Here is a 22,622-nt window from a genome sequence, read left to right as displayed (position 1 = left end):
GGTATCGATAGGAGTGCTGGCGGTGTTCATAATTATTATGCTGCTGGTTTTAATTTGCCTGGCATTTTATATTGCAGTTCAATATGAGAAAAAACAAGCTCTAATAACAAGGAAAAACGAATACTTAAATGAACTATCAAGTGTCTGGCATGATTATTTGGTTAAAAGTAAGGAAGCTGATCTTGCAAAATTAAAGCCCTCCAACAAAGAAGAATACGAGATTACAGAAAAAATACTTCTATGCTATGTGAAAAACTTATCTAATAGTGAGATTCTGTTGAAAATTAAGGGTTTTGCGAATGAATTTCTTACAGACTATTATGCGCTTTTATTGAGAAGCCGTAAATGGAGTCTAAGGATGAATGCTTTATACAGAACAGCTGACTTTAAATTGGAAACACTGATTGAAGAATGCCATCTGCTTGAGCAAAGGAAGTGTACACCAGAGGAAATACATCAAATCTATAAAATATACTCAATCATGGATTTTGATTCTTTAGTGGAAAAGTTACAAGCAAATAAAGACACATTCACTGAAATAGAATACAGTAGACTGCTAACCTTTATTTCTGATAAGGATTTAAATCATATGGTTACTTTATTTGAAGAGTTCCCATACAAATGTCAGTTAGCGATTGTAAATGCACTTGGTCATAGAAGACTGCAGGAATATGTTTCCTTTTTTGAAAAATTGATTTTGCATACAGATCCAGAAATGCGATTACGCTCTTTAAAAGCTATATTCGAAACAGGGTGGGTTATCGACATTGAAAAATATCTGCATTTTGTGCATTCGGATATTTGGGAGGAAAGGCTGCATGTCACAAAATTATTGGGCCGTCTTCCACTGGAAGATTCGTACTCATATCTCCAAAAATTGCTTAAGGATCAATCTTGGAAGGTACGCTCTGAAGCGGCCAATACTATCGGGAAAATTAAAGATGGGAAAAAAATGCTAATAGAGTTCGTGGACACTTCCAGTGACCGTTATGCTATTGAGATAGCGAATGAAATAATCAGGAAAGGAACGTAAGGAAGAAAATGGAGAAATTTACCGAAACAATAGGACTGTTCTTCGGGAGCGCAATCCTTATTTACATGCTAATCGTTATTTTTGCTTACACTTTTATGCTCGTAATTGCCTTTATCCATATCCGTAAGCATTATTTGCTTGATAAAGAGGAAGCGGATGAAGAAAACTTAAGCAGTATTAATATGAAGCCTATCTCCATTATTGTACCTGCTTATAATGAGGAAGCAGGAATATTGGATACAGTTCATTCCCTGCTTTCCCTTCGATTTCCTCAGACTGAGGTTATTATTGTTAATGATGGTTCCACAGATAGTACTCAGAACAAACTAATCCAGGAATTCAAATTTCTTGAAGTAGAAAAAGTCTACAGGCAGGAGCTTTCTACAAAGCCCGTTAAGCGGATTTTTCAATCAGCCGTCTATCAGGGGGTATGGCTGATTGAAAAAGAAAATGGCGGGAAGGCTGATGCTTTAAATACAGGCATAAATTTTGCAAGGTTCCCTTACTTTTGTTCGATAGACGGAGATTCCATTCTTAATGAGAAATCGCTCCTCAAGGTCATGAATCCAATTATATCATCAGATGGTGAAGTTATAGCTGCTGGCGGGAATGTCAGAATTGCAAATGGCAGTATTGTTCATTCCGGCACTGTAAGAAAAACACAATTAGCGAAAAATTCCCTTGTATTAATGCAGGTAATTGAGTATTTGAGAGCCTTTATGATGGGAAGGATTTCATTCAGCAAGTATAACCTGGTTCTAATAATCTCCGGGGCATTTAGTGTGTTCTCCAAGGAATGGACCGTCAAAGCTGGAGGTTATGCTGCAAATTCCATCGGGGAAGATATGGAATTGGTTGTAAAGCTCCATCGATATTTAAAAGAAAATAAATTAAAGAAGAGGATAGAATTTGTTCCTGATCCTGTCTGCTGGACTGAGGCTCCAGAAAAACTTTCAATACTAAGGAAACAAAGAAGAAGATGGCATCAAGGCCTAATTGAAAGTCTCTGGAAGCATAAACGTATCACTTTGAATCCAAAGTACGGCGCAATTGGAATGGTTTCCTTTCCATATTTCTGGCTTGTAGAATGCCTGGGACCGATTTTTGAGTTAGGCGGATATCTTTATATCATAGCAGCCTTTTTTCTGGGGGAGATCTATTTTGAATTTGCTGTCTTATTGGCCCTCTTATTTATACTTTATGGGAGTGTTCTTTCTATTGCTTCCCTCCTGCTGGACGCATGGAACAAAGATGTTTACCCCACAAAGAGCGACCTCTTTCGCCTTATTTTTATGTCTTTAACAGAGGTTTTCTGGTATAAGCCGCTGACACTTTTATGGCGGATGGAAGGACTTATGTTTTTCATAATTAGAAGAAAAGAATGGGGAAATATGCAGCGGATCGGACATTCTTCGAAAGGACAATCAATATGAAGCGTTTTTATATAGCTGGGGTTTTTCTGCTGATACTTTGTCTGCTGCCAATTATATGGTGGCAGCTTGAATCACATAAAAACGTTAAAATTGCAATTCTTGACAAGACGGTGCCAAGTGAATCATACCGAGAACATCAGGGATTGACCTGGGTCTTAAATTACTTGAAGTACGGAAATGATAAAGGAAAAGCTATACATGCATCTGAGGATTACTTCGGTTTCAGGCCTAAAGAAGACAAGAGGAGCTACAAGGTCAAGAATTTTCCAAGCCATTATTTGGATTATGATATTATCTATGCAGCTGATACTTATGGTGTGTATGAAGATGATCTTCCATGGCTTGATAAAAAGAGAAAGGGTGCTCGGACCGGACAAATTTATGGAGGTCTGGAAGAAAGTGAATGGAAGTCAATTTTAGAGAGACTTAATCAAAAGGAAAAAAGCTTATTTATTGCTGAGTTTAACACCTTCGCCTCACCAACTAAAAAAGCAGTAAGGGAATCTGTTACGGAATACCTTGGGCTCGATTGGGGCGGCTGGACTGGAAGGTATTTTGAAGAACTTGATCCTGACAAAAATGAAGAAATCCCCAAGTGGATATTGGATGAATATAGAGATGCATGGAAGTATAGCGGTGCAGGCTTCATTCTTGTCAATGATATCGACTATAAAGTAATCGTACTGGAAAAAGATAAACATATAAATGAAGGCGGCATAAAGTTATCTTTTACTGATAATGGAACTAAACTGTTTGGACTTAAAGATAGTCCAGAGTACAAGTATTGGTTTGACATTGTTACGCCGAAGGGCACGGCCGAAGTTCTGGCAAATTACCAGTGGAATCTTACTAACGAAGGTAAGGCCTTACTTGAAGAAAACCGGATTCCATCCCAATTCGCAGCTGTTCTGGCAAATAAATCTGGAAGTGCATTGAGTTACTATTTTGCTGGTGATTTTAATGACATCGAACGAGTGCCTTCATTTTACGGGATGAAATGGCTGGATGCTGCATATCAGTTTGGGCACAAATATTCAGATGAAGCATTCTACTGGTCAGCTTATGTTCCCATGATGAAAAATATTCTGAGCCATTTCCCCGATAGTAATGAAATTGAAAAGTCTAAACCTGATAGTCTTCAATATAATGCAAGAGTTAATAAGGATGCCTTTGAGGTGAACAAAAATGGGAAATGGATTGAAATTCCCATAAAAGGTGTCAATTTAGGAATGGGGAAGCCTGGGCATTTTCCTGGAGAAGCGGCCATTACAGAAGAGGAATACTATCGATGGTTCGAAATGATAGGAGAAATGAATGCAAATAGCATTCGAGTATATACACTTCATCCTCCTGGGTTTTATCGCGCCTTAAAACGATATAATGAAGAGCATAAAGAGAAATTATACATTTTCCATGGTGTGTGGATGAATGAAGAGAAATTAGAGGAATCAATGGATGCATATGAGGAAGATAATCTCCGCGATTTCGAGAAAGAAATGAAAAAAATTGTGGATGTCGTTCATGGCAATAAAATAGTAGATCAAGAGCCTGGTCATGCTTCAGGAGCCTATCAGGCAGATGTGTCTGAGTTTGTAATTGGATGGCTGATAGGAATTGAGTGGAATCCGTATATGGTTGAAAACACAAATAAAATTCATAAAGGAATGAGGGATTTTAAAGGAGAGTATTTCCAAACAAAAGATGCAGAGCCGTTTGAAGCATGGATTGCCCAGCAGATGGAAACGATTGTCCAATACGAGAAGGATAAATATAATTGGATTAGACCGCTTAGCTTCACAAACTGGGTTACTACCGATATTCTTGATCACCCGGCAGAACCTAATGATCAAGAAGACCTTGTCAGTGTCAATCCAAATGTCATTTATACCAAAGATGATATGAAAAAAACAGAACAGTTTGCCTCATACCACATTTATCCATATTATCCTGATTTCTTTAATTATGAAGAATCCTATCAGTCTTATAGAGATCATAGAGGGGAAAATAATAGCTATGCTGCCTATTTAAATGAACTGCATCAAGTGCATAGGCTCCCCATTCTGGTGGCGGAATTTGGTGTGCCAGCTTCGAGAGGCTTGACACATGAAAACCCTTTCGGATGGAATCAGGGATTCCTCTCTGAAAAACAGCAGGGGGAAATTGTCAGCCGTTTATATGAAGATATTATGGCCGAAGAGTTACTCGGGGGTATGATTTTTACCTGGCAGGATGAGTGGTTCAAACGGACGTGGAATACAATGGACTATGATAACCCTGACCGACGGCCGTTTTGGTCCAATGCTCAGACAAATGAACAGCAATTTGGTCTCTTGAGTTTTGACCGGAACAAGATCCGAGTAGATGGAAATACAGAAGAATGGGAGGATGAGCCTCTTTACAAAGGAAATAAAATTAAAGAGTTATACGCTGATCATGATGAAAGGTATTTCTATTTGAGAATGGAGCTCGATGCTGAAAGTAAAGGCTATCCTATGATTCTGCTCGATATCATACCTAATCAGGGAAATCACTTTATCAATGGCCGTGATCTTCCTGGCTTCTCTAATGGTGTTGATTTTATCGTGAATTTGAATGAGAACGAATCCAGAATAATGGTGGATGATTATTATAATCTCTTCAACTTCCAGTACGGTCATCAATTGGAGATGATCCAACCGAAACCTCCATTACCTGCGAAAAATAGCGGGAATTTCTCCCGGATTGAATACGTATTAAGCAGAGAGCTTTTTATCCCATCTCAAAACCGTAAAATAGACTTTAAAAGCTATGAGACTGGCAAGCTGCAAGCAGGAAATGGAAACCCCGAAGCAAAGGAATACGATTCGCTCGCAGATTATACTATTGCAGAGGATGGCACAATAGAAATGAGGATTCCTTGGCTCTTATTGCAGGCAAAAGATCCGAGCCAAAAAGAGTTCATGGCTGATGTCTATTCAGAAGGACTAGAAGGAAGCGTAAAGATCGATCAAATATATGTAGGCGGACTCTATTTTGATGAACAGCACAACTTAATAGATTCCGTGCCTGAAATAACCAATGGAAACCTGGAAAAAATGAAGGAATATAAGTGGGAGGCATGGGATATGCCTCTTTCGGAAGAAAGGCTAAAGCAGTCCTATTATTTAATAAAAACGTTATATGGGAATTACAAATAAAAGTTCAGAGGGCTTTGGCCTTCTGAACTTTCTTAATCCAGGAGCATATTGTATAAGTCTCTTACTTGGGGGGCAGGACTTAATGACATTTCTTCTTCCAGCAGCTTTTCGTAGCTCTGATAGGTTCGTATGGCTTCTGACCGCCAGCCTATTTCAGTAAAGGTTTGAATCAGATTAAGTACAGCATATTCAGAATATGGCTCGATTTTTTGGTAGATTTTTAAGTACGATAGGGCTTTTAAAGGATCTTTGTATTTTATATCCATATAGGCCTCTATCAGTAAGTGCAGTATGGTTACCTGATAAGTTTCGGAATATTCATAAACCCATTCATATGCGTTTAGCTCCAAAAATGCGCCTTTATAAATTTCGATTACTGACTGAATTGTTTTATGGTCCAACACTTTACTGTTCAATACATCATTAGCTAATTTCTTTAATTCCTCAGCATCAACATATACAGAATCAAGCAGTAAACAGTAAGATTGGTTTAAAAAGCAGATTGCATCTGAAAAGCCTAATTCAGAAAGCGTTTTTCTTAAATACGACAAACTGGTGTGTAAATAGGTTTTAGCATTTTTATAATCATGCTCTGGCCAGATCTTTTCTATTATAATGTCGCGGTGTACATATTTTCCCATATTTGCAGTCAGGAATGCAAAAAGCTCTTTTGATTTAGCCGTTTTAAATCGCAGCGGTTTCTCATCAAAGTATACATGAAGCTCACCAAAGCAATAAATATTAAGGGACGGTTTGGTTTTATTTAGTTCTGAGCCATGCTGTGACTTAATGTGTTTTTGCATACGGATTATCGTTTTCTCTAGCCTCTTGGCTGTAACAGGCTTTAGGAGATAATCGATGCTGTCAAGTTCAAATGCATTGACGGCATAGTTTGTATGTCCGGATACAAAAACAATTTGGATTGAAGGATAGGAAGTTAATATTTCCTGTGCCAGTTCAATGCCGTTTATGTCTTTCATTTCAATATCCAAAAATATTGCATCTATAGATTCGTTTTTTAAATCCTTAAAGATATTCTCGTGTGTGGTATAACTTCTGATAATTTTCACATCTGGAAAAGCACTCAGCTTTTTTTTTAGTGCAAGCAGTGAAAGCTCTTCATCATCTACAATAATGGTCCTTATCATTGTGCCCTCCTTTGTTAAAAATTTCTAAGTATTTCCTTTTCTGGTATTATACCTTACTATTATTAAAAAGCATAAAAATATGGAAAAATGTGAGTCAAGGGGAAGGACTGTCATGCAGCGTAAAATATCAATCATTGTTTCTATCTTAGTCTGCGCTTTTACACTAATAAGTATAATTAGAGAATCTGGATTAAACTGGGGAAATCATTCTACAGTAAGCAAAGGTCAAATGCACCTAACATCTTCCGAGAATCTAATGGAATTAAATGGGGAATGGGAATTTTATCCGAATAAATTAATTGACCCAGCAGATCTTGAGAAAAGTAATAGAAAGCCTATTTTTTTAAAAGTGCCGATGAAGTGGGATTCTCTATATAGCTATAAAGACCATCTAAAAATTGAGGCGGGAACATATCGGCTAACTATAACTGTCCCAGAGGGTGGAATGTATGGATTCAGAGCGGAGTCTATCAGACAATCCAGCAGAGTTTATATTAATGGAGAAAAAGCGGGTGGAATTGGCAATCCAAGTATAAATAAAAAAGAATATGAATTCCGTGAGGGCCCCTTTTTATTTTTCGGAAAAAGCAAGGATAAACAAATGGAAGTTATTATTCACGCTGCCAATCGAGCAAGTCCTAACGGTGGAATTGTAAAACCTATACTATTCGGCGAGGCAGACCAAATAGTGCTTCAAGCCGCTCAAGAGAAGCAGACCGAGGGATTTATTACAGCAGGATACCTGATTCTGTCTTTGCTTATTTTATTTCAGTATTTCCAGCAAAGACACGCAAAAAATGAACTGTATTTTGCCGCATTCTGTTTTTCACAGTGTATTTACATATCTACCCAAAAAGAAAAACTTATCTATTTATTTTACCCAGACATCTCCTCTAAGGTGCTCTTAAGCCTACAGCTGGGTTTTATTCATTTATCGGTTCTGTTTTTTCTATGGTTTGCCCATAGTACATTCAAGAAGCAGTCTTCAATAAAAATAACGAAGTGGATGTCTATTCTGCTTATTATAAAAATTGCCTATGTAAGTATAACGCCATTATTATTTTGGTTTTATTCATTGATACCTATGATATTTATGCAGGTTAGCCTAATTGGTTTACTTGGGAGTGTTTACATCTATATCCTGTTTATCCTTTTTCGAGCTTACAGGGAAAAGGTGAGCGGATGTGAATATATTCTAACTGCTGCCATATCTTTCACCTGCTATGGTGCTGCGTTAGGCATTGAATTATTGCTGCAGATTGATATAGGCAGGATACCCTTGTTTTTATTTTTAATCATGACGATAAGCCTGTCTCTCTATATAGGCTATCTAAGACAGCTTTCTTTTATTATGATTGATAATCTCTCAAAAGACTTGCTGGTCCAGGATCAGCTGAAAAATGAGTTTTTGATCAAAACATCCGATAAGTTAAAGGAGCCATTGCGTACTTTTATGTGGCATTCCCAAAAGTTAATGGAAGGTAAGGAAGGGCCGTTAAATAAAAAGCAGCTTAAATATATCCTGGAGATGCAAAGTTCAGGGAAAAAAATAGATCGTCTAGTAAACAACCTAAGGCATGCAAGTTCCAGTATAAACCATTCATTGAGATTAAGACCAGTTCCTCTAGACGTTATCTCAGAAATGGTGCTTGAGTTGCGGGATGTCCTAAAGCTTCCTAATGAAGTCAAACTGGTAGATGACATACCCAAGAAGATGCCAAGTGTAATAGCTGATAGCAATATATTGAAAGAAGTAATTTTCAATGTGCTCGATAATGCTATTCGGCATACAGCTTCAGGTGAAATTCGTATCAGGGCTTTTAGAGTGAGAGAGTGTGTGCATATCGAAATATCAGATACTGGGCAAGGGATGGATTCCTTATACCTGGAAAAAATATTTGAAACATTTTACCAGATACCTGACCATTCCAAACATGATGGGATTGGAATTGGCCTGAGCATTTCAAAGCAATTTGTCCATCTTATGAAAGGTGAGATTTGGGCAGATTCCTTAAAAGGCAGAGGGACAACCATTACCATAAAGCTCCCAGCCGGTAAAAATCTTATTTACGAAGATAAAGAATCGCTTGATGAAGTTTCTGCTGACTTGGAGTATTTAAGCGGTTCTCCTGAAAAAAATGGCAATAATAGCAAGGAAATTGTATTTGCATGTGCTGATACTGAATACAATCATCACCTAAAAGACTATTTAATTAGTTCTGGTTACTCCATTACTATTACTCATAATGGAGAATCTGCTTTGGAAAAAATTGAAGATGTGATGGCTGGTATGCTGATTATTGATTTAAATTTGGGAAATCAGTCTGGAATTGCACTTTGTCAAATGATCAGAAAAAGGTACCTCTTATCTGAACTGCCTATCCTCATGATAGGGTCAACAAATCAAATAGCGCCAATACTTGATAGTATGGAAATTGGCGCTAATGAATATATCCAAAAGCCAGTAGATAAAATGGAGCTATTTTCCAAAATCAAATCCTTATTCGCTATGAAGGATTCTGTTAGCCAGTCCATTCACAATGAATTAAGTTACTATCAAGCACAAATTACACCGCATTTTTTATATAACACTATGAACACTATCATTGGGCTGAGTTATCAAAACGCGGATAGGGCAAGGGATGCGCTTGAACATCTGGCAGTTTACTTTCGATCTAAACTAGATTATACAAAGCATCATAGCATGGTCTCGATAGAGGAAGAAATGGAACTAGTCGAATCCTACTTAGCAATTGAAAAAATCAGGTTTGGTGACCTATTATTCATTGATTGGGATATAGATGAAAGCATAGATATAATGCTTCCATCCATGACAATTCAGCCGCTAGTAGAAAATGCCGTTCAGCATGGCGTTTCCAAAAAGAAAGACGGTGGACGAATTAAGCTATCCATTCGTCAAAAAGGAAATAAGACTGAAATAGTAGTAGAGGATAACGGAATTGGAATGTCAAAGGAAAAGCAAAATCAGCTTTATAGGGGATATAACCACCGGATAGGCTTCATTAATCCATATACCAAGGTGAAATTAATAAAGCATGCAACTTTTGAATTAATAAGTGAGGAGGGGAAGGGGACAAAAGTAATCATTACAATGCCAAATGAGAGATAAGTTTTAAGCAAAAAAGCTGTCCTCTTTATTGTGGCAGCTTTTTTGATGTAGACTCATAAAGTTTCACTTAAATTCCTCAACTTTTAATTAATGCTTTTTCGTAATAGTTTTTCTAACATGAAGTATACTGGGGGTTCAGTCGATTCCAAACCCCTTTATTTATCAATCCTATCAAGTGATACATGAGGAAGTATGATAAATATTTAGTGTATAGGTGCAATTTTCCCCAATAAATTAGAATAGGGATAATTAGAACCTTTCCCAAAATAATCTATATTCGCTCATAACGGTTATCTATTTTTAATGGAGTTCTCACCTATGAGTTGGATTCAGAAATGTTTGAAGGTGAATATTGGATGCGCTCGTAACTATGCTGTGTATTTGTCAGAGGAAAGACTGGAGTTTGTATTTTTATCAGAAATTTTTCTGAAATCCGGTTGACACTGGTTTGCATAGGTGTTATTTTCATCTTAAGGATGTTCTTTATATAGAACCAAATAGACTCTTTTAGAGATATAGTGTTTTATATAAATTTTTTTCATAAAATGCAGGTTTACTGTGTAGAAATTTAAGTATATTCAAATGTTCTTTAATAAGAACACTTTTGTAATTTGTAGTGAAAATATTATAGTGTTTTCAGGAGGCAATAATGAGTGCAATCGCTGGTATCTACAACCTAAACGGAGAACCGGTTTCTATCGAGCAAAGCAGCGGAATGATGAAGGCTTTCGAAAAATTTCCTGTAGATGATATACAAACCTGGCAGAAGGAAAGCATCTTCCTAGGCTGCCACGCCCAATGGATCACACCCGAATCTATCGGCGAACAGCTGCCATTCTATGACTACCAAAGACAGCTAGCCATCACAGCAGACGCCATCATCGACAACCGTGAAGAACTCTTCGAAAGACTCCAAATAGACCGGGAAGACCGAAAGAAGATAACAGACAGCCAGCTAATTTTACTTGCCTACCACAAATGGGGAGAGGAATCTCCAAAGTTTTTGGTTGGTGACTTTGCCTTTATGATTTGGGATGAGAAAGAGCGGAAGATGTTTGGTGCGCGGGATTTTTCTGGGGCTCGGACGCTTTATTATTTTAGGGATAATCAGAGGTTTGGGTTTGGTACAACAATTCAGCCGTTGTTTTCGTTGCCTGGGGTTAAGAAGGAATTGAATGAGATGTGGCTGGCTGAGTTTTTGGCTAACCCAGGAATGTTTGACTCTGTAGACCCTTTCTCTAGTGTATATAAAGGAATTGCTCAGATTCCACCTTCCCACTCCCTTTTAATTAAGGGAGATTTAATACTCTTACACAGGTATTGTACTTTACCAGAAGAGAGTAGAAAGTTGCAATTAAAGTCTGATGAAGAATATGAAGAAGCTTTTAAAGAGGTTTTTAAAGAGGCGGTAAATAATAGACTGCGTACCTTTCGTGAAGTAGGTGCCCACCTTAGTGGAGGCTTAGATTCTGGCTCTGTAGTAAGTTTTGCTGCTAAACCCCTTTTAAGACAAAAAAAACAGCTGCATACATTCAGCTATGTGCCTGTGGATGATTTTGTGGATTGGACACATAAAAGCAGAATTGCTAATGAAAAACCCTTAATTGAATCTACTATTAAACATGTAGGAAATATATCTGCAAATTTTCATAGTTTTAGTGATAGAAACCCATACTTAGAGATAGATTATTGGCTAGAAAACTTAGAGATGCCTTATAAATTTTTTGAAAATACTTTCTGGCTAAGAGGTATCTATGAGGAAGCCCAAAATAAAGGGATAGGAGTATTGTTAAACGGGCAAAGAGGAAATTGGACTATTTCCTGGGGGCCAATTCTAGATTATTATGCACTATTGTTAAAGAAAGTAAAATGGCTGCAACTCTATAGAGAATTAAATCTTTATAGTAAAAACTTAGGTGGAGTAAGGAAGCAAAGGATATTGTCAGCAGTTAATAAAAAAGTCATGCCACTTTTATATAAGTTGCAACAATCCAAAGAATCTCCATTTCCACTCTTTATTAATAAAGAGTTTTCCAGGAAAACAAGAGTCTTTGAAAAATTGGCGGAATATGATGTTGATATAACTGGACTAAAAATTCCGAGTGCCTATGCAGTAAGAAAGAAACAATTTAATAATCTATATTACTGGAATACTACTGGAACATATGGAACAAAGTTATCTTTAAATTCTGGGGTAATCGAAAGAGATCCAACAAATGACTTAAGAGTCATCCGGTATTGTTTAGCAGTTCCCGAAGAGCAATATGTAAAAAACGGGCTGGATAGAGCATTAATACGAAGAGCAACAAAGGAACACTTACCAGAAGATATTAGACTGAATTTAAAAATCAGAGGTGTTCAGGGAGCTGATGGAGTTCATAGGATGAGGGACAAATGGGATCATTTTATATGTGAAGCTGATCATTTAAAACAAGACCCAATTGTAAAAGAATATTTGGATAATAGTATCATTGAGAAATGTATAAGTCTTATCAAAAAAAACGGTCCAAAGCCAGAACTTGCATTTGAATTTGAATTTAAGGTCCTTATGAGAAGTATGATCTTTTATCGTTTTATTAAAACAATGAATTGAAAGGAGGTGGTAACATGAAAAAGCAATGGCAGAAACCTGAGTTAGAGGTACTTAATATTAATATGACTATGGCAGGACCTGGAATTAAAACACCTGATGCTGTACAGCCAGATCAAGATGAAACGGTACATTATAGTTAAAAATTTATTAAAGAGAAGATTTCTTTATTTATCTGCCCTTATATGAATTATGTGTATGAGGGCTTTAATTTTATTCTTTTCTAATATCCTAAATGAAAATTACAAAGATCCCTCCTAGTTTCTGTTTTGCAAACTTTATAATCTTATGTTCAGGGATACATGGGAAAAAGAATAAATGAAGAATGGCTTGCGGAGTTTCTTGCAAATCCTACAATGGTTGAAAGTATGGGCAAACACAATACCGTCTGCAAGAATATTAATCGGTTGCTGCGTCACATACGATAATAATAGCTAAAAATAAAATTTCACTTGAGCGTTATTGAAATTTAGGTTCCTGTAAACACCTTAAAGTTAATGTCAGACAGCAAATATGAAGAAGCTTTTCGAGATGTATTTAATCTTGCTGTATCTGAAAAGCTGCAAACTCATGGTAAAGTTGGATCAATTTAAGCGGAGGGCTTGATTCAGGAATAGTCGTCAGTTTTGCATCTAAGGCTTTAAAAAATGAAAATAACAATTATATATTTACAGATATATACCAGGAGATAACTTCACAGATTGGACGCCAAATTATTATTTGGCAGATGAGAGGGCTTTTTAAAAGAAACCATCAACCAGGTAGGAAATATCAAAGACCATTATTTTAATTTTCAAGGAATGAATCCTTTACTGGAAGTAGAAGTAGATAACTTTCTGTTGTTAATGGAGATGCCATATAAATTTTTTAAAAATTGCCTTCTTGATTAAAGGCATTAACGAAAAAGATCACGGTCAAGGTGTAAAAATATTGTTAAATGGTTCAAGAGATAATCACTCAATCTCATGGGGGGCGTGGAGGTTAACGATTAATTATTATGCATCCCTCTTAAATTAATGAAGATTTTGAGGTGAAAACTAATGTTTATGATAGTCTGCAGCAGAGAGGGACATATAATCAGGTGGGTTAAAGGGGATCTTAACCAATGCAGAAAAGAACATTAAGACCAGCTTTATTACTGGATAAAAGCGGAACTGCAACAACTAAATTGTCCCTAACATACTCAATATGGGACCGGTATCCGACAAACGATTTGCGTGTGATAAATTTTTGGTTGTCATTACCAGAAGAACAGTATGTGAAAATGGAATGGAACGATCATTTTTAAGAAGAGCCACAAAAAATTTCTTCCTGAAAAAGTAAGCTTTAATCATAATATTCGTGGGATTCAAGGTGCAGATACAATACATAGGATGAGTTCTAAATGGTCATGTTTTGTAGATAACTTATCCACATAAAAGAGATTCAATGATGTCTGAAATTTTTAATCTAGAAGTAGTTAATAAAGCAATTGAAAATATATAAGGTCAACCTGACCTTAATCATGTAGTATGGGGAAGCTTGAAATTAAAATTTCCAAATGGGACTTTGGAGGATTTATGTTAAATACTTTAAACAAGGTTGCTTATAAAGCATTCGGTTTAAATATAGTAAGTGATATTTGTCTACCTGAATTACCTATAATTTCGGACGAAAAGACTAAAATTGACATCTTTATAAAGTTAGGCAATTTAAAAGAAAAATGGATGCGTTTATCTGAATCTAACCGTTATTTAATAGTGGAAAATAATGAGGTTTATTTTCAGGTACCTAATACAGCTATTTTTCTTATCAAAGACGGAAATACCATAGTAGTTGATCGAATGGAAGGTTCTGATTTAGATCACGTTCGCCTTTACTTACTTGGCACTTGCATGGGTGGACTTTTAATGCAGAGAAAGAAACTACCTTTGCACGGTAGTGCTGTAGCTATTAACGGGAAAGCATATGCGATAGTAGGAGATTCAGGTGCTGGTAAATCAACACTTGCTTCGGCTTTTCTAAGGAAAGGTTACCAACTTCTAAGTGATGATGTTATTCCTGTTCACTTTTCCAGTGATAATATCCCAATTGTTACACCTGCTTATCCGCAGCAAAAGCTTTGGCAGGAAAGCTTGGATGCGTTTGGAATGAAGACAAATTTCTTTAGGCCAATTTTTGATAGAGAAACAAAGTTCGCTATACCAGTCAATTCTCAATTTTCTTCATCCTCATTGCCCTTAGCAGGAGTGTTTGAGCTGAAAAAAACAAATATTAATGAAATTTCTATTAGCCTAATTTCAGGATTGGGACGCTTGCACACTTTGTTTTACCATACTTATAGAAACTTTTTAATTTCAAGGCTTGGTCTTATGGACTGGCATTTTCAACTGACAGCACAAATAGCGAATCAAATCAAACTTTTTCAAATTCAGAGACCAGTTGAGCGGTTTACTGCAAATGATTTAACCTCTTTGATCTTAGAACAAATAAATAAGGAGTGAGGAATACATGATTACAAATCAAAAAATCTCTTTAAGTAATATAGTGTCCCAAGGGGAAGGCATTATAGTTAGCGATATGGGTGGAGAGAAAGTAATGTTAAGCATTACGAAAGGGAAGTACTTCAATTTGGGTGAAATGGGCGGAGAAATTTGGGATTTAATGAAGGGGACAATTGAAGTAAAACAAATAATTTCGGTTTTAGAATCCATTTACCAGGTTGACCAGGAGGAATGTGAAGAGCAAGTTCTGACCTTTCTAAGTCAGTTGTATGATCACGAATTGATTAAAATTAATTACTAGTATTCTAATTGTATTGGAGAAAGGATTAAAAGATTTATGCATAAATTAATAACATTTTTATCAATGGAAAGACAATATAAATTTCTATTGATGGAAGCATTTCTATTGTTAGCATGGGCACGTATTCTTAAAATATTTCCTTTTTCTAAAGTGGCTCCTTCATTAGGCAAGCATATGTCAGAGACTTCTAAAGATTATACTGACTCTACTAGAGAGCAAATAAAGAAAGTCTCAAATGCTATACATATAATGAGCAGGTATACCTTCTGGGAGAGCCAATGCCTTGTCAAGGCTATTGCAGGTATGAAGATGCTTGAAAAAAGAGGGGTTGATAGTACCCTTTATCTGGGAACTGCAAGAGATGAAGCAGGCAAACTGATTGCACATGCATGGCTGAGAAGTGGTCCTTTTTATATATCAGGTTCAGAAGAGATGGAAAGGTTTACTGTAGTAAGTATGTTTGCTAAACGTGCCAAAGTAATCCGGTAGAAGGGATAAAGATATGTGTAGAAAAATTGAGATTAATTTTAAAAAAGTCCCCCCAGAATTAATGCTAATACTCGAGATTATAAAAAGGGAAAAGATTGATGAGATTACCACAGATTATCTGCATGAGATAAACTGGGATTCATTTCTCCAGCTAGCTCTTCACCATCGCCTCTATCCGGTATTATATACAAAGATTCTTAAAAACGAAAAAAAGTTATTTCCTGAATGGATACTTCAGAGTCTGAAACAGCACTTTAGGAAAAATACGTTCAAGATGCTTCACTTATGCGGAGAAATGGAGCAGGTCAGTAAAGTATTTACAGAGCATAAAATACGTTCCCTTTTTCTAAAAGGCCCCATTCTTGCTGTAGATTTATATGGAGACATTTCACAACGAACATGTGGTGATTTAGATATTCTTATACCAATAGAAGACTTGGATAAAGCTAATCATTTGCTTGAAAGAATCGGATATAAAAAAGATGAATACATTAAGTCTCTATTAAATGACTGGAAGTGGAGACATCATCACTTTACTTATTATCACCCCATAAAGAATACTAAAATTGAAATCCATTGGAGACTTAATCCAGCTCCTGGGAAAGAACCGGGATTTAATGAATTGTGGGAAAGAAAAAGAAAAACAACGATTACTGGATTCCCCTCCTATTATCTTGGTAATGAAGATTTATTCTTCTTTCTTGTTACACATGGTGCACGCCATGGATGGTCAAGGCTACGCTGGCTGATGGATATTCATCAAATGTTAAAAACTGAATTGAAATGGGAAAACTTAATCGAATTATTCAAAAAGTATCAAAGTGTTCATATTGGAGGGCAATCTCTAGTCCTTTCAGCAAACCTTATGGATTCTCACTTAAACAAAAAGATGGAATCGCTAATAAAAGGACAGCGCTCAATAAAGCTAGCAAAGGACTCAGTATTTTATCTTGAAAGAATGGTCAATTTGCATACTGACCCGGTACAAAAGGAAATTTCAGAATTCCATGCAAAGTACTTGTTTTCATTAATGAGCATTCAGCAAAAAGTAGTATATTTATTAAGTTTGCTTCACCCGTATTATACAGATGCAGAAACCCTGCCTTTACCAAACAGACTTCACCTTTTATATTATCCGCTCCGGCCGTTTCTATGGATTTTGAGAAAAACAAGGAAACATGCGTTACCTTAGGAGGATTTAAGATGAAACCAGTTTTATATTTTTTTAGGCAACTTTACTGTTATTCAGGAAAAAAACTATATCTTAACCTTTTGGGCATGGTTTTAATTAGTTTCCTTGATGGAGTCGGACTCTTACTTCTTATACCGGTTATTAATTATAGCGGGATGGCAAGTTTTGAAGGAGAAAATGTCTGGTTTGCTAGTATAATTGCTTTATTGAATACAATTCCAGCAATGGTTGGGCTCTCAGTTATCCTTGGATCTTTTTTATTCGTTAACCTTTTTCAAAATCTTCTCCAGCGTTATATAACAATACAAAATGTGAAAATTCAGCATGGATTTGCCCGATATTTAAGGTTAGAAATTTATAGAGACTTACTTCAAGCTAACTGGGGATTTTATATTAAAAGAAGAAAAACAGACTTGATCAACACTATTACAGCAGAATTAGCCCGTGTAAGTGCGGGAACAAATACCTTCTTGCAATTTATTACCTCAATTATTTTTACCATTATACAAATCGGTATTGCCTTCATGTTGTCGCCATCCATTACTATGTTTGTATTAGTAAGTGGGTTTATTTTAGCTTTATTCTCCAGAGGATTTATTAAGAGATCACGCATGCTTGGCAGCAGAACTTCTGAAAACGGCAAGATTTTTTTAGCAGGTATAACTGATAATTTTAACGGAATTAAGGATATTAAAAGTAATGCTTTGGAACAGTCCAGAATGGATTGGTTTAAGTCTATCTCACAAAGAATGTATGTGGAACAAATGGAATATATCAGGTTAAAAACCGTTTCACAGTTTTATTACAAAGTAGCATCTTCAGCACTAATTTCTATTTTCATTTTTTTATCCGTAAACTTATATAATGCCAAATCAGCTCAACTAATGCTAATTGTTATTATTTTTACGAGGTTATGGCCAAGAGTGACTGGAATACAGTCGGGGCTGGAGCAGATCGCAACAACCATTCCAGCATTAAAAGCTGTTATTAACTTAAAAAATGATTCACGCGCAGCCAGAGAGATAGTTCAATTGGAATCTAAAAGTATAATGCCATTAACGATAAATAAGGGAATTGAGTGCAGAGATGTCATGTTCAGATATAATCTGAATGAAAATATCTATGCCTTAAAGAATGTTAATGCATTCTTTCCTTCAAACCAAACGACTGCCGTTGTTGGCAAGTCAGGAGCCGGTAAAAGCACCTTAATTGATTTAATAATGGGTCTTAATCAACCGGAAGCAGGAATGCTAATTATTGATGGGGAACCTTTAACAAAAGATAACTTATTAGCATTAAGAAATTCTATAAGCTATGTTCCTCAGGAGCCGTTTTTATTTAATACAACCATTAGAGAGAATCTGTTATTTATTAAACCTGATGCTACAGAGAAAGAGATATGGGAAGCGTTGAAGTTTGCTGCAGCAGATTTTGTAAGCAAACTACCTGAAGGTCTGGATACACTTATAGGTGACAGAGGGATTAGACTATCCGGCGGAGAAAGACAGCGCCTTGTGTTGGCTAGGGCAATATTGAGAAAACCAGCTATCCTAGTGTTAGATGAGGCAACTAGTGCCTTGGATACTGAAAACGAAACAAAAATCCAAGAAGCACTAGAGAGGTTAAATGGTGAAATGACGATTATTGTTATAGCGCACCGATTATCAACCATAAGAAATGCAGATCAGGTAATTGTTCTCGATAAAGGGGAAATCATTCAGAAGGGTGAGTTCGTCCAGTTGGCTAGGGATCATAATGGTGTGTTTAGCAGCCTTCTTGGGAAACAAATAGAAACCGCATTATAATTTTTCAGAAATATCGCATATTGGTATTGACTTGTTCTTTATAGAGAACTAAAATAGGGCTATGATGGAAATTTCCTATTAATTCAGGTGTAAAACCAATAAAAGTTGTTATCTAGAATTTTTTTTGATCTAATAGTTCTTTATTCAGAACGATTATATTTTACCAATAAGGTGGTTTTTATGGATTATTTTCAAGATCAAAGAGTAGCTAAAGAGATTAATTTGAAAGATATGTTTATGGTAATTAAAAAACGTTTTTGGATTGTAATGATTTTTTCTGTTATTGCAACAGCAGCAGGGTGGTTCTATAGCAATGATAACAAGACAGTCCTTCTGTATGAGACTTCTACAAACATTATTATAAACGCTGAATCTGGTTATCGAAATACTCTGCAGGTAATCATTAAAGACACTATAGTATTGGATAAAGTAATTAGGAAGCTGGAACTTGAGAGGTCCCCGGATTCCCTTGCTGGCAGTATTAATGTCGACAGTATTGATGATACCCAAGTAGTAAAAATCACTGTCACTGATACCAATCCTGAAAGAGCAGCGGATATTGCCAATACAACTGCCAAAGTATTTATTGAAGAAATCCCAAACATAATGGGATTCGAAGATGTGAGAGTTTTGTCAGAAGCAAAAATAAACCCGATACCGATTAATGAAGATAATCAAAATAAAATTATAATTGCAGCTTTCATCTTTGGGATAATTGCAGGGGTCGGTTTAATCTTCTTAATTGACTCTCTTGATGATTCGATTAAATCTGAAAAGGATATTGAATCTGTACTCGGCATCCAGGTATTGGGAAGCGTTTCAAAAATAAATAAAAAGAATGTAAACAAAAGAAAGAACAGACAAACAAAATTAGAGTTCAGAGGTGAAACGATTGGTTTTAAATAAGAGAAAGTCAGAATCTGCCGTTAGGAAACGGAACTTGATTGCCTATACGAACCCTGAATCGATCATTTCTGAGCAATATCGGACTATACGAACAAATCTCTATTTTATTAACGGAGAGAGAAAAAGCAATACTTTGCTGATAACATCACCAGGAAAATGGGAAGGGAAATCTACGACAGCTTCCAACATTGCCGTTTCAATGGCCCAGCAAAAAGAAAAGGTTCTCCTTATTGATGGGAGTTTAAGAAACCCAAGTGTGCATCATATTTTTAAGACAGCGAATAATACCGGTTTAACAGATATTCTGACAGGAAAGGTTAGTTTTGAAGAAACCGTTATATCTTCTGAAATTGGCAGTCTTGATATTCTAACAAGCGGTACAATCCCTTTTAACCCTGCTGAATTACTTGCATCCGAAATGATGAAACAGCTGCTGCAAAAAGTAAGCTCCCTTTATGATATCATTTTAATCGACTCTCCTCCGGTGCTTGAAGTAACTGATACAAAAATCCTCGCCAATTTAAGTAATGGTGTTGTTCTAGTTGTTAGGAAGGACAAAACAAAAATGGAAAGTGCTATCGAGTCAAGAAAAGTCTTAGAGTATGCAAGATCAAGTATTGTAGGAGTTATTTTAAATGAGAAAAACTAGTAAAAAAGTAGTATGTTCAGCTGGAAACTGACATATATTTTTTTAAGCGCTTGTTCGTTATTTAGAATAAATCGTTCTTTGATGTGGTGATGTCTCCTTGCCGTTATCTATGGAGGCACTCGGTCATGCTGTGGGTTGAGAGACCTTAGACGCCAGTCGTCAAGAGTGTGATGTGAGGAGGGGTTGAATGCCCCCATTATTAATAAAAATCTTCATAATAAGGTTTGGTCTAAACCCTATTATGAAGATTTTTATTATTTATCAAAGGAGATGCAGGAATTAAAGTGATTGATAAATTTCCAAAGTCAACTAAGGAGGCTATCAGATACATAAAACAAGATGTAATTAGAGAACAGTTGGAAGAGATCAGGAAGCTGGTTATACGCTATCAGCGAAGAAATATAACGCTTGAATAAATGCAATCGAAAATGATGTAAAGGAGGGAAAATATGTCGTATCGACAAAGGCTGTCACTCTTTATTTTGGCTGATTCTCTTATTGTTCTATCTGCCATTTTCTTGGGACGGTTTTTAGTAGATGCCAGCATTTATGTGATTACCTTACCTGTTTTAATTAGCTCCATCGGCATTATATTAAGTCATCATTTATTTTCATTTAAATTTAAAATCTATCATAAAGCATGGGAGTATGCCAGTATCGGTGAATTAATCATCATTTTTAAAGTTGTTAGCTTATCAATCCTGACAGCAGCCTTGATCCAGCAACTATTGCTGCAGGAAATCTACTATAGGCTTCTGGCTGTAACCTGGCTGCTGCAAATGCTTCTTATTGGAGGGTCAAGATTTTGCTGGCGAATTTATCGCGATAATTACTTAATCAAAAATAGTAATAAGAAAAGGACCCTAATAATAGGTGCAGGTTCAGCCGGCACAATGGTTGCGAGGCAGTTATTGAAAAATAATGAAGCTGAATTGCATCCAATTGCTTTTATTGATGATGACCGCAGAAAGGATCAATTGCATATTCTAGGGTTACCTGTTGTCGGCGATATAACGAAAATACCTGATACAGTGGAGAAATTGGGTATTGAAAACATCATCATCGCCATTCCATCACTAAGCAGAAAAGAGTTAAGTTTGATTTTTCAGGAATGTGCTAAAACGAAAGCCAAAACCCAGATCCTGCCGATGCTGGAGGATCTGGTGACAGGAAAAATATCTGTCAGTGCTTTCAGGGATGTTAAGGTTGAAGACCTTTTGGGAAGGAGTCCTGTTGATTTGGATATAGAATCTATATCTGACTATGTAACGGGCAAAACAGTTTTGGTGACAGGGGCTGGTGGCTCTATAGGATCTGAAATCTGCCGTCAAATAGCACAATTTAAACCGCAAAGGCTTGTGCTATTGGGGCATGGCGAAAATAGCATCTATTCCATTGAGCTTGAGTTAAAAGAGAGATTCAGCCATCTGCCAATCGAGTTCTTGACGGAAATAGCCGATTTGCAGGACGCAAAAAAAATGATGTATGTAATGAGTACGTACCAGCCTGATGTGGTATATCATGCTGCCGCCCACAAGCATGTGCCTCTTATGGAGAGAAATCCTGAAGAAGCGGTTAAGAACAATATTATTGGCACTAGAAATGTCGCTGAAGCGGCCAGCTGGCATGGAGTGAAAACCTTTGTCATGGTCTCTACGGATAAAGCTGTTAATCCAACAAGTGTTATGGGAGCTTCGAAGCGGCTGGCTGAAATGGTAGTTCAAAATATGGATCAAACCAGTGCGACAAAATTTGTTGCTGTCCGTTTTGGCAATGTCCTGGGATCACGAGGCAGTGTCATTCCCTTATTTAAAAAGCAAATCGAAAAAGGTGGACCAGTAACTGTTACACATCCTGATATGGTTCGCTATTTTATGACCATTCCTGAGGCGTCAAGATTAGTCATACAAGCAGGTGCTTTAGCTAAGGGAGGGGAAATATTTGTGCTGGATATGGGAGATCCAGTAAAAATAGTAGATCTCGCAAGAAACTTAATCAAATTATCGGGTCATTCTATAGAAGAAATAGGGATAAAGTTTACTGGCATAAGGCCTGGAGAAAAGCTTTTCGAGGAATTGCTTAAAGCCGAGGAAGTACATGATCAGCAAATATATCCAAACATTTATATTGGAAAAACGGCAAATCTTTATCTTGAGGATATAGATGAAATCATACAAACCTATCATACCCTTGATAAGGGGGCTTTAAGAGAAACACTTATTAATCTGGCAAACAACAAAGCAGCAATGCCTGAGCCGGTTATATCAATCTCAAGTTAAGAAAGGTG

The 22,622-nt window shown here is 36.5% G+C and carries 16 protein-coding genes; 15 read left to right on the top strand and 1 reads right to left on the bottom strand.

Annotation, left to right across the window (positions count from 1 at the left end; all coding sequences use genetic code 11):
• Positions 1–22 precede the first annotated feature (22 nt).
• Genes A361_RS23335 through A361_RS23325 form a run of 3 tightly spaced genes read left to right on the top strand, consistent with a single transcriptional unit; the run spans position 23 to position 5,642 of the window.
• Positions 23–1,033 carry a HEAT repeat domain-containing protein gene (locus A361_RS23335; protein WP_019383181.1) on the top strand — a complete coding sequence of 337 codons (1,011 nt, stop codon included), beginning with the start codon at positions 23–25 and terminating at the stop codon, positions 1,031–1,033.
• Positions 1,034–1,041: 8 nt separating this feature from the next.
• Positions 1,042–2,466, top strand: coding sequence for a glycosyltransferase family 2 protein (locus A361_RS23330; RefSeq protein WP_019383182.1), 1,425 nt, complete (start codon positions 1,042–1,044; stop codon positions 2,464–2,466).
• Complete coding sequence (locus A361_RS23325) at positions 2,415–5,642, top strand: hypothetical protein (protein WP_019383183.1); 3,228 nt, start codon at positions 2,415–2,417, stop codon at positions 5,640–5,642. The genes A361_RS23330 and A361_RS23325 overlap by 52 nt, the downstream gene beginning before the upstream one ends.
• A 32-nt stretch (positions 5,643–5,674) precedes the next feature.
• Here A361_RS23325 and A361_RS23320 read toward each other — a convergent pair whose 3' ends face one another.
• Positions 5,675–6,790, bottom strand: coding sequence for a response regulator (locus tag A361_RS23320; RefSeq protein ID WP_019383184.1), 1,116 nt, complete (start codon positions 6,788–6,790; stop codon positions 5,675–5,677).
• 112 nt (positions 6,791–6,902) lie between these two features.
• Between A361_RS23320 and A361_RS23315 the strand changes: the two genes are divergently transcribed.
• The 12 genes from A361_RS23315 (at position 6,903) to A361_RS23265 (ending at position 22,614) form a co-directional block, all read left to right on the top strand.
• The gene (locus tag A361_RS23315; protein ID WP_019383185.1) at positions 6,903–9,920 is read left to right on the top strand and encodes an ATP-binding protein; all 3,018 of its coding nucleotides are present in this window, start codon (positions 6,903–6,905) and stop codon (positions 9,918–9,920) included.
• Positions 9,921–10,569: 649 nt separating this feature from the next.
• Entirely contained in the window at positions 10,570–12,513 is a 1,944-nt protein-coding gene (locus A361_RS23310) for an asparagine synthase-related protein (protein WP_019383187.1), read from the top strand.
• Positions 12,514–12,527: 14 nt separating this feature from the next.
• On the top strand, positions 12,528–12,653 hold the full coding sequence (locus A361_RS30055) for a paeninodin family lasso peptide (RefSeq protein WP_019383188.1): 126 nt from the start codon (positions 12,528–12,530) through the stop codon (positions 12,651–12,653).
• A gap of 962 nt (positions 12,654–13,615) precedes the next feature.
• Positions 13,616–13,798, top strand: coding sequence for a hypothetical protein (locus A361_RS23305; RefSeq protein WP_019383189.1), 183 nt, complete (start codon positions 13,616–13,618; stop codon positions 13,796–13,798).
• A gap of 271 nt (positions 13,799–14,069) precedes the next feature.
• On the top strand, positions 14,070–14,993 hold the full coding sequence (locus A361_RS23300) for a hypothetical protein (RefSeq protein ID WP_019383190.1): 924 nt from the start codon (positions 14,070–14,072) through the stop codon (positions 14,991–14,993).
• Between the two features lie 7 nt (positions 14,994–15,000).
• A complete protein-coding gene (locus A361_RS23295; protein WP_019383191.1) occupies positions 15,001–15,294 on the top strand; it encodes a lasso peptide biosynthesis PqqD family chaperone in 294 nt (97 codons plus the stop codon).
• A gap of 36 nt (positions 15,295–15,330) precedes the next feature.
• Positions 15,331–15,783, top strand: coding sequence for a lasso peptide biosynthesis B2 protein (locus A361_RS23290; RefSeq protein ID WP_019383192.1), 453 nt, complete (start codon positions 15,331–15,333; stop codon positions 15,781–15,783).
• Positions 15,784–15,796: 13 nt separating this feature from the next.
• Entirely contained in the window at positions 15,797–16,975 is a 1,179-nt protein-coding gene (locus A361_RS23285) for a nucleotidyltransferase family protein (RefSeq protein WP_019383193.1), read from the top strand.
• A gap of 11 nt (positions 16,976–16,986) precedes the next feature.
• Positions 16,987–18,780, top strand: coding sequence for an ABC transporter ATP-binding protein (locus A361_RS23280; RefSeq protein ID WP_019383194.1), 1,794 nt, complete (start codon positions 16,987–16,989; stop codon positions 18,778–18,780).
• A gap of 180 nt (positions 18,781–18,960) precedes the next feature.
• Positions 18,961–19,686 carry a YveK family protein gene (locus tag A361_RS23275; protein WP_019383195.1) on the top strand — a complete coding sequence of 242 codons (726 nt, stop codon included), beginning with the start codon at positions 18,961–18,963 and terminating at the stop codon, positions 19,684–19,686.
• Positions 19,673–20,335 carry a CpsD/CapB family tyrosine-protein kinase gene (locus A361_RS23270; RefSeq protein ID WP_019383196.1) on the top strand — a complete coding sequence of 221 codons (663 nt, stop codon included), beginning with the start codon at positions 19,673–19,675 and terminating at the stop codon, positions 20,333–20,335. Before A361_RS23275 ends, A361_RS23270 begins: the two co-directional genes overlap by 14 nt.
• A 449-nt stretch (positions 20,336–20,784) precedes the next feature.
• Positions 20,785–22,614, top strand: a complete 1,830-nt coding sequence (locus tag A361_RS23265; RefSeq protein WP_019383199.1) for a polysaccharide biosynthesis protein — start codon at positions 20,785–20,787, stop codon at positions 22,612–22,614.
• Positions 22,615–22,622 lie beyond the last annotated feature (8 nt).

It is taken from the genome of Cytobacillus oceanisediminis 2691 (genome assembly GCF_000294775.2).
GTDB classification, from domain to species: domain Bacteria; phylum Bacillota; class Bacilli; order Bacillales; family Cytobacillaceae; genus Cytobacillus; species Cytobacillus pseudoceanisediminis.
Note: the sequence above shows the minus strand (reverse complement) of the source record. Positions and strands in the feature narration are given on the sequence as shown.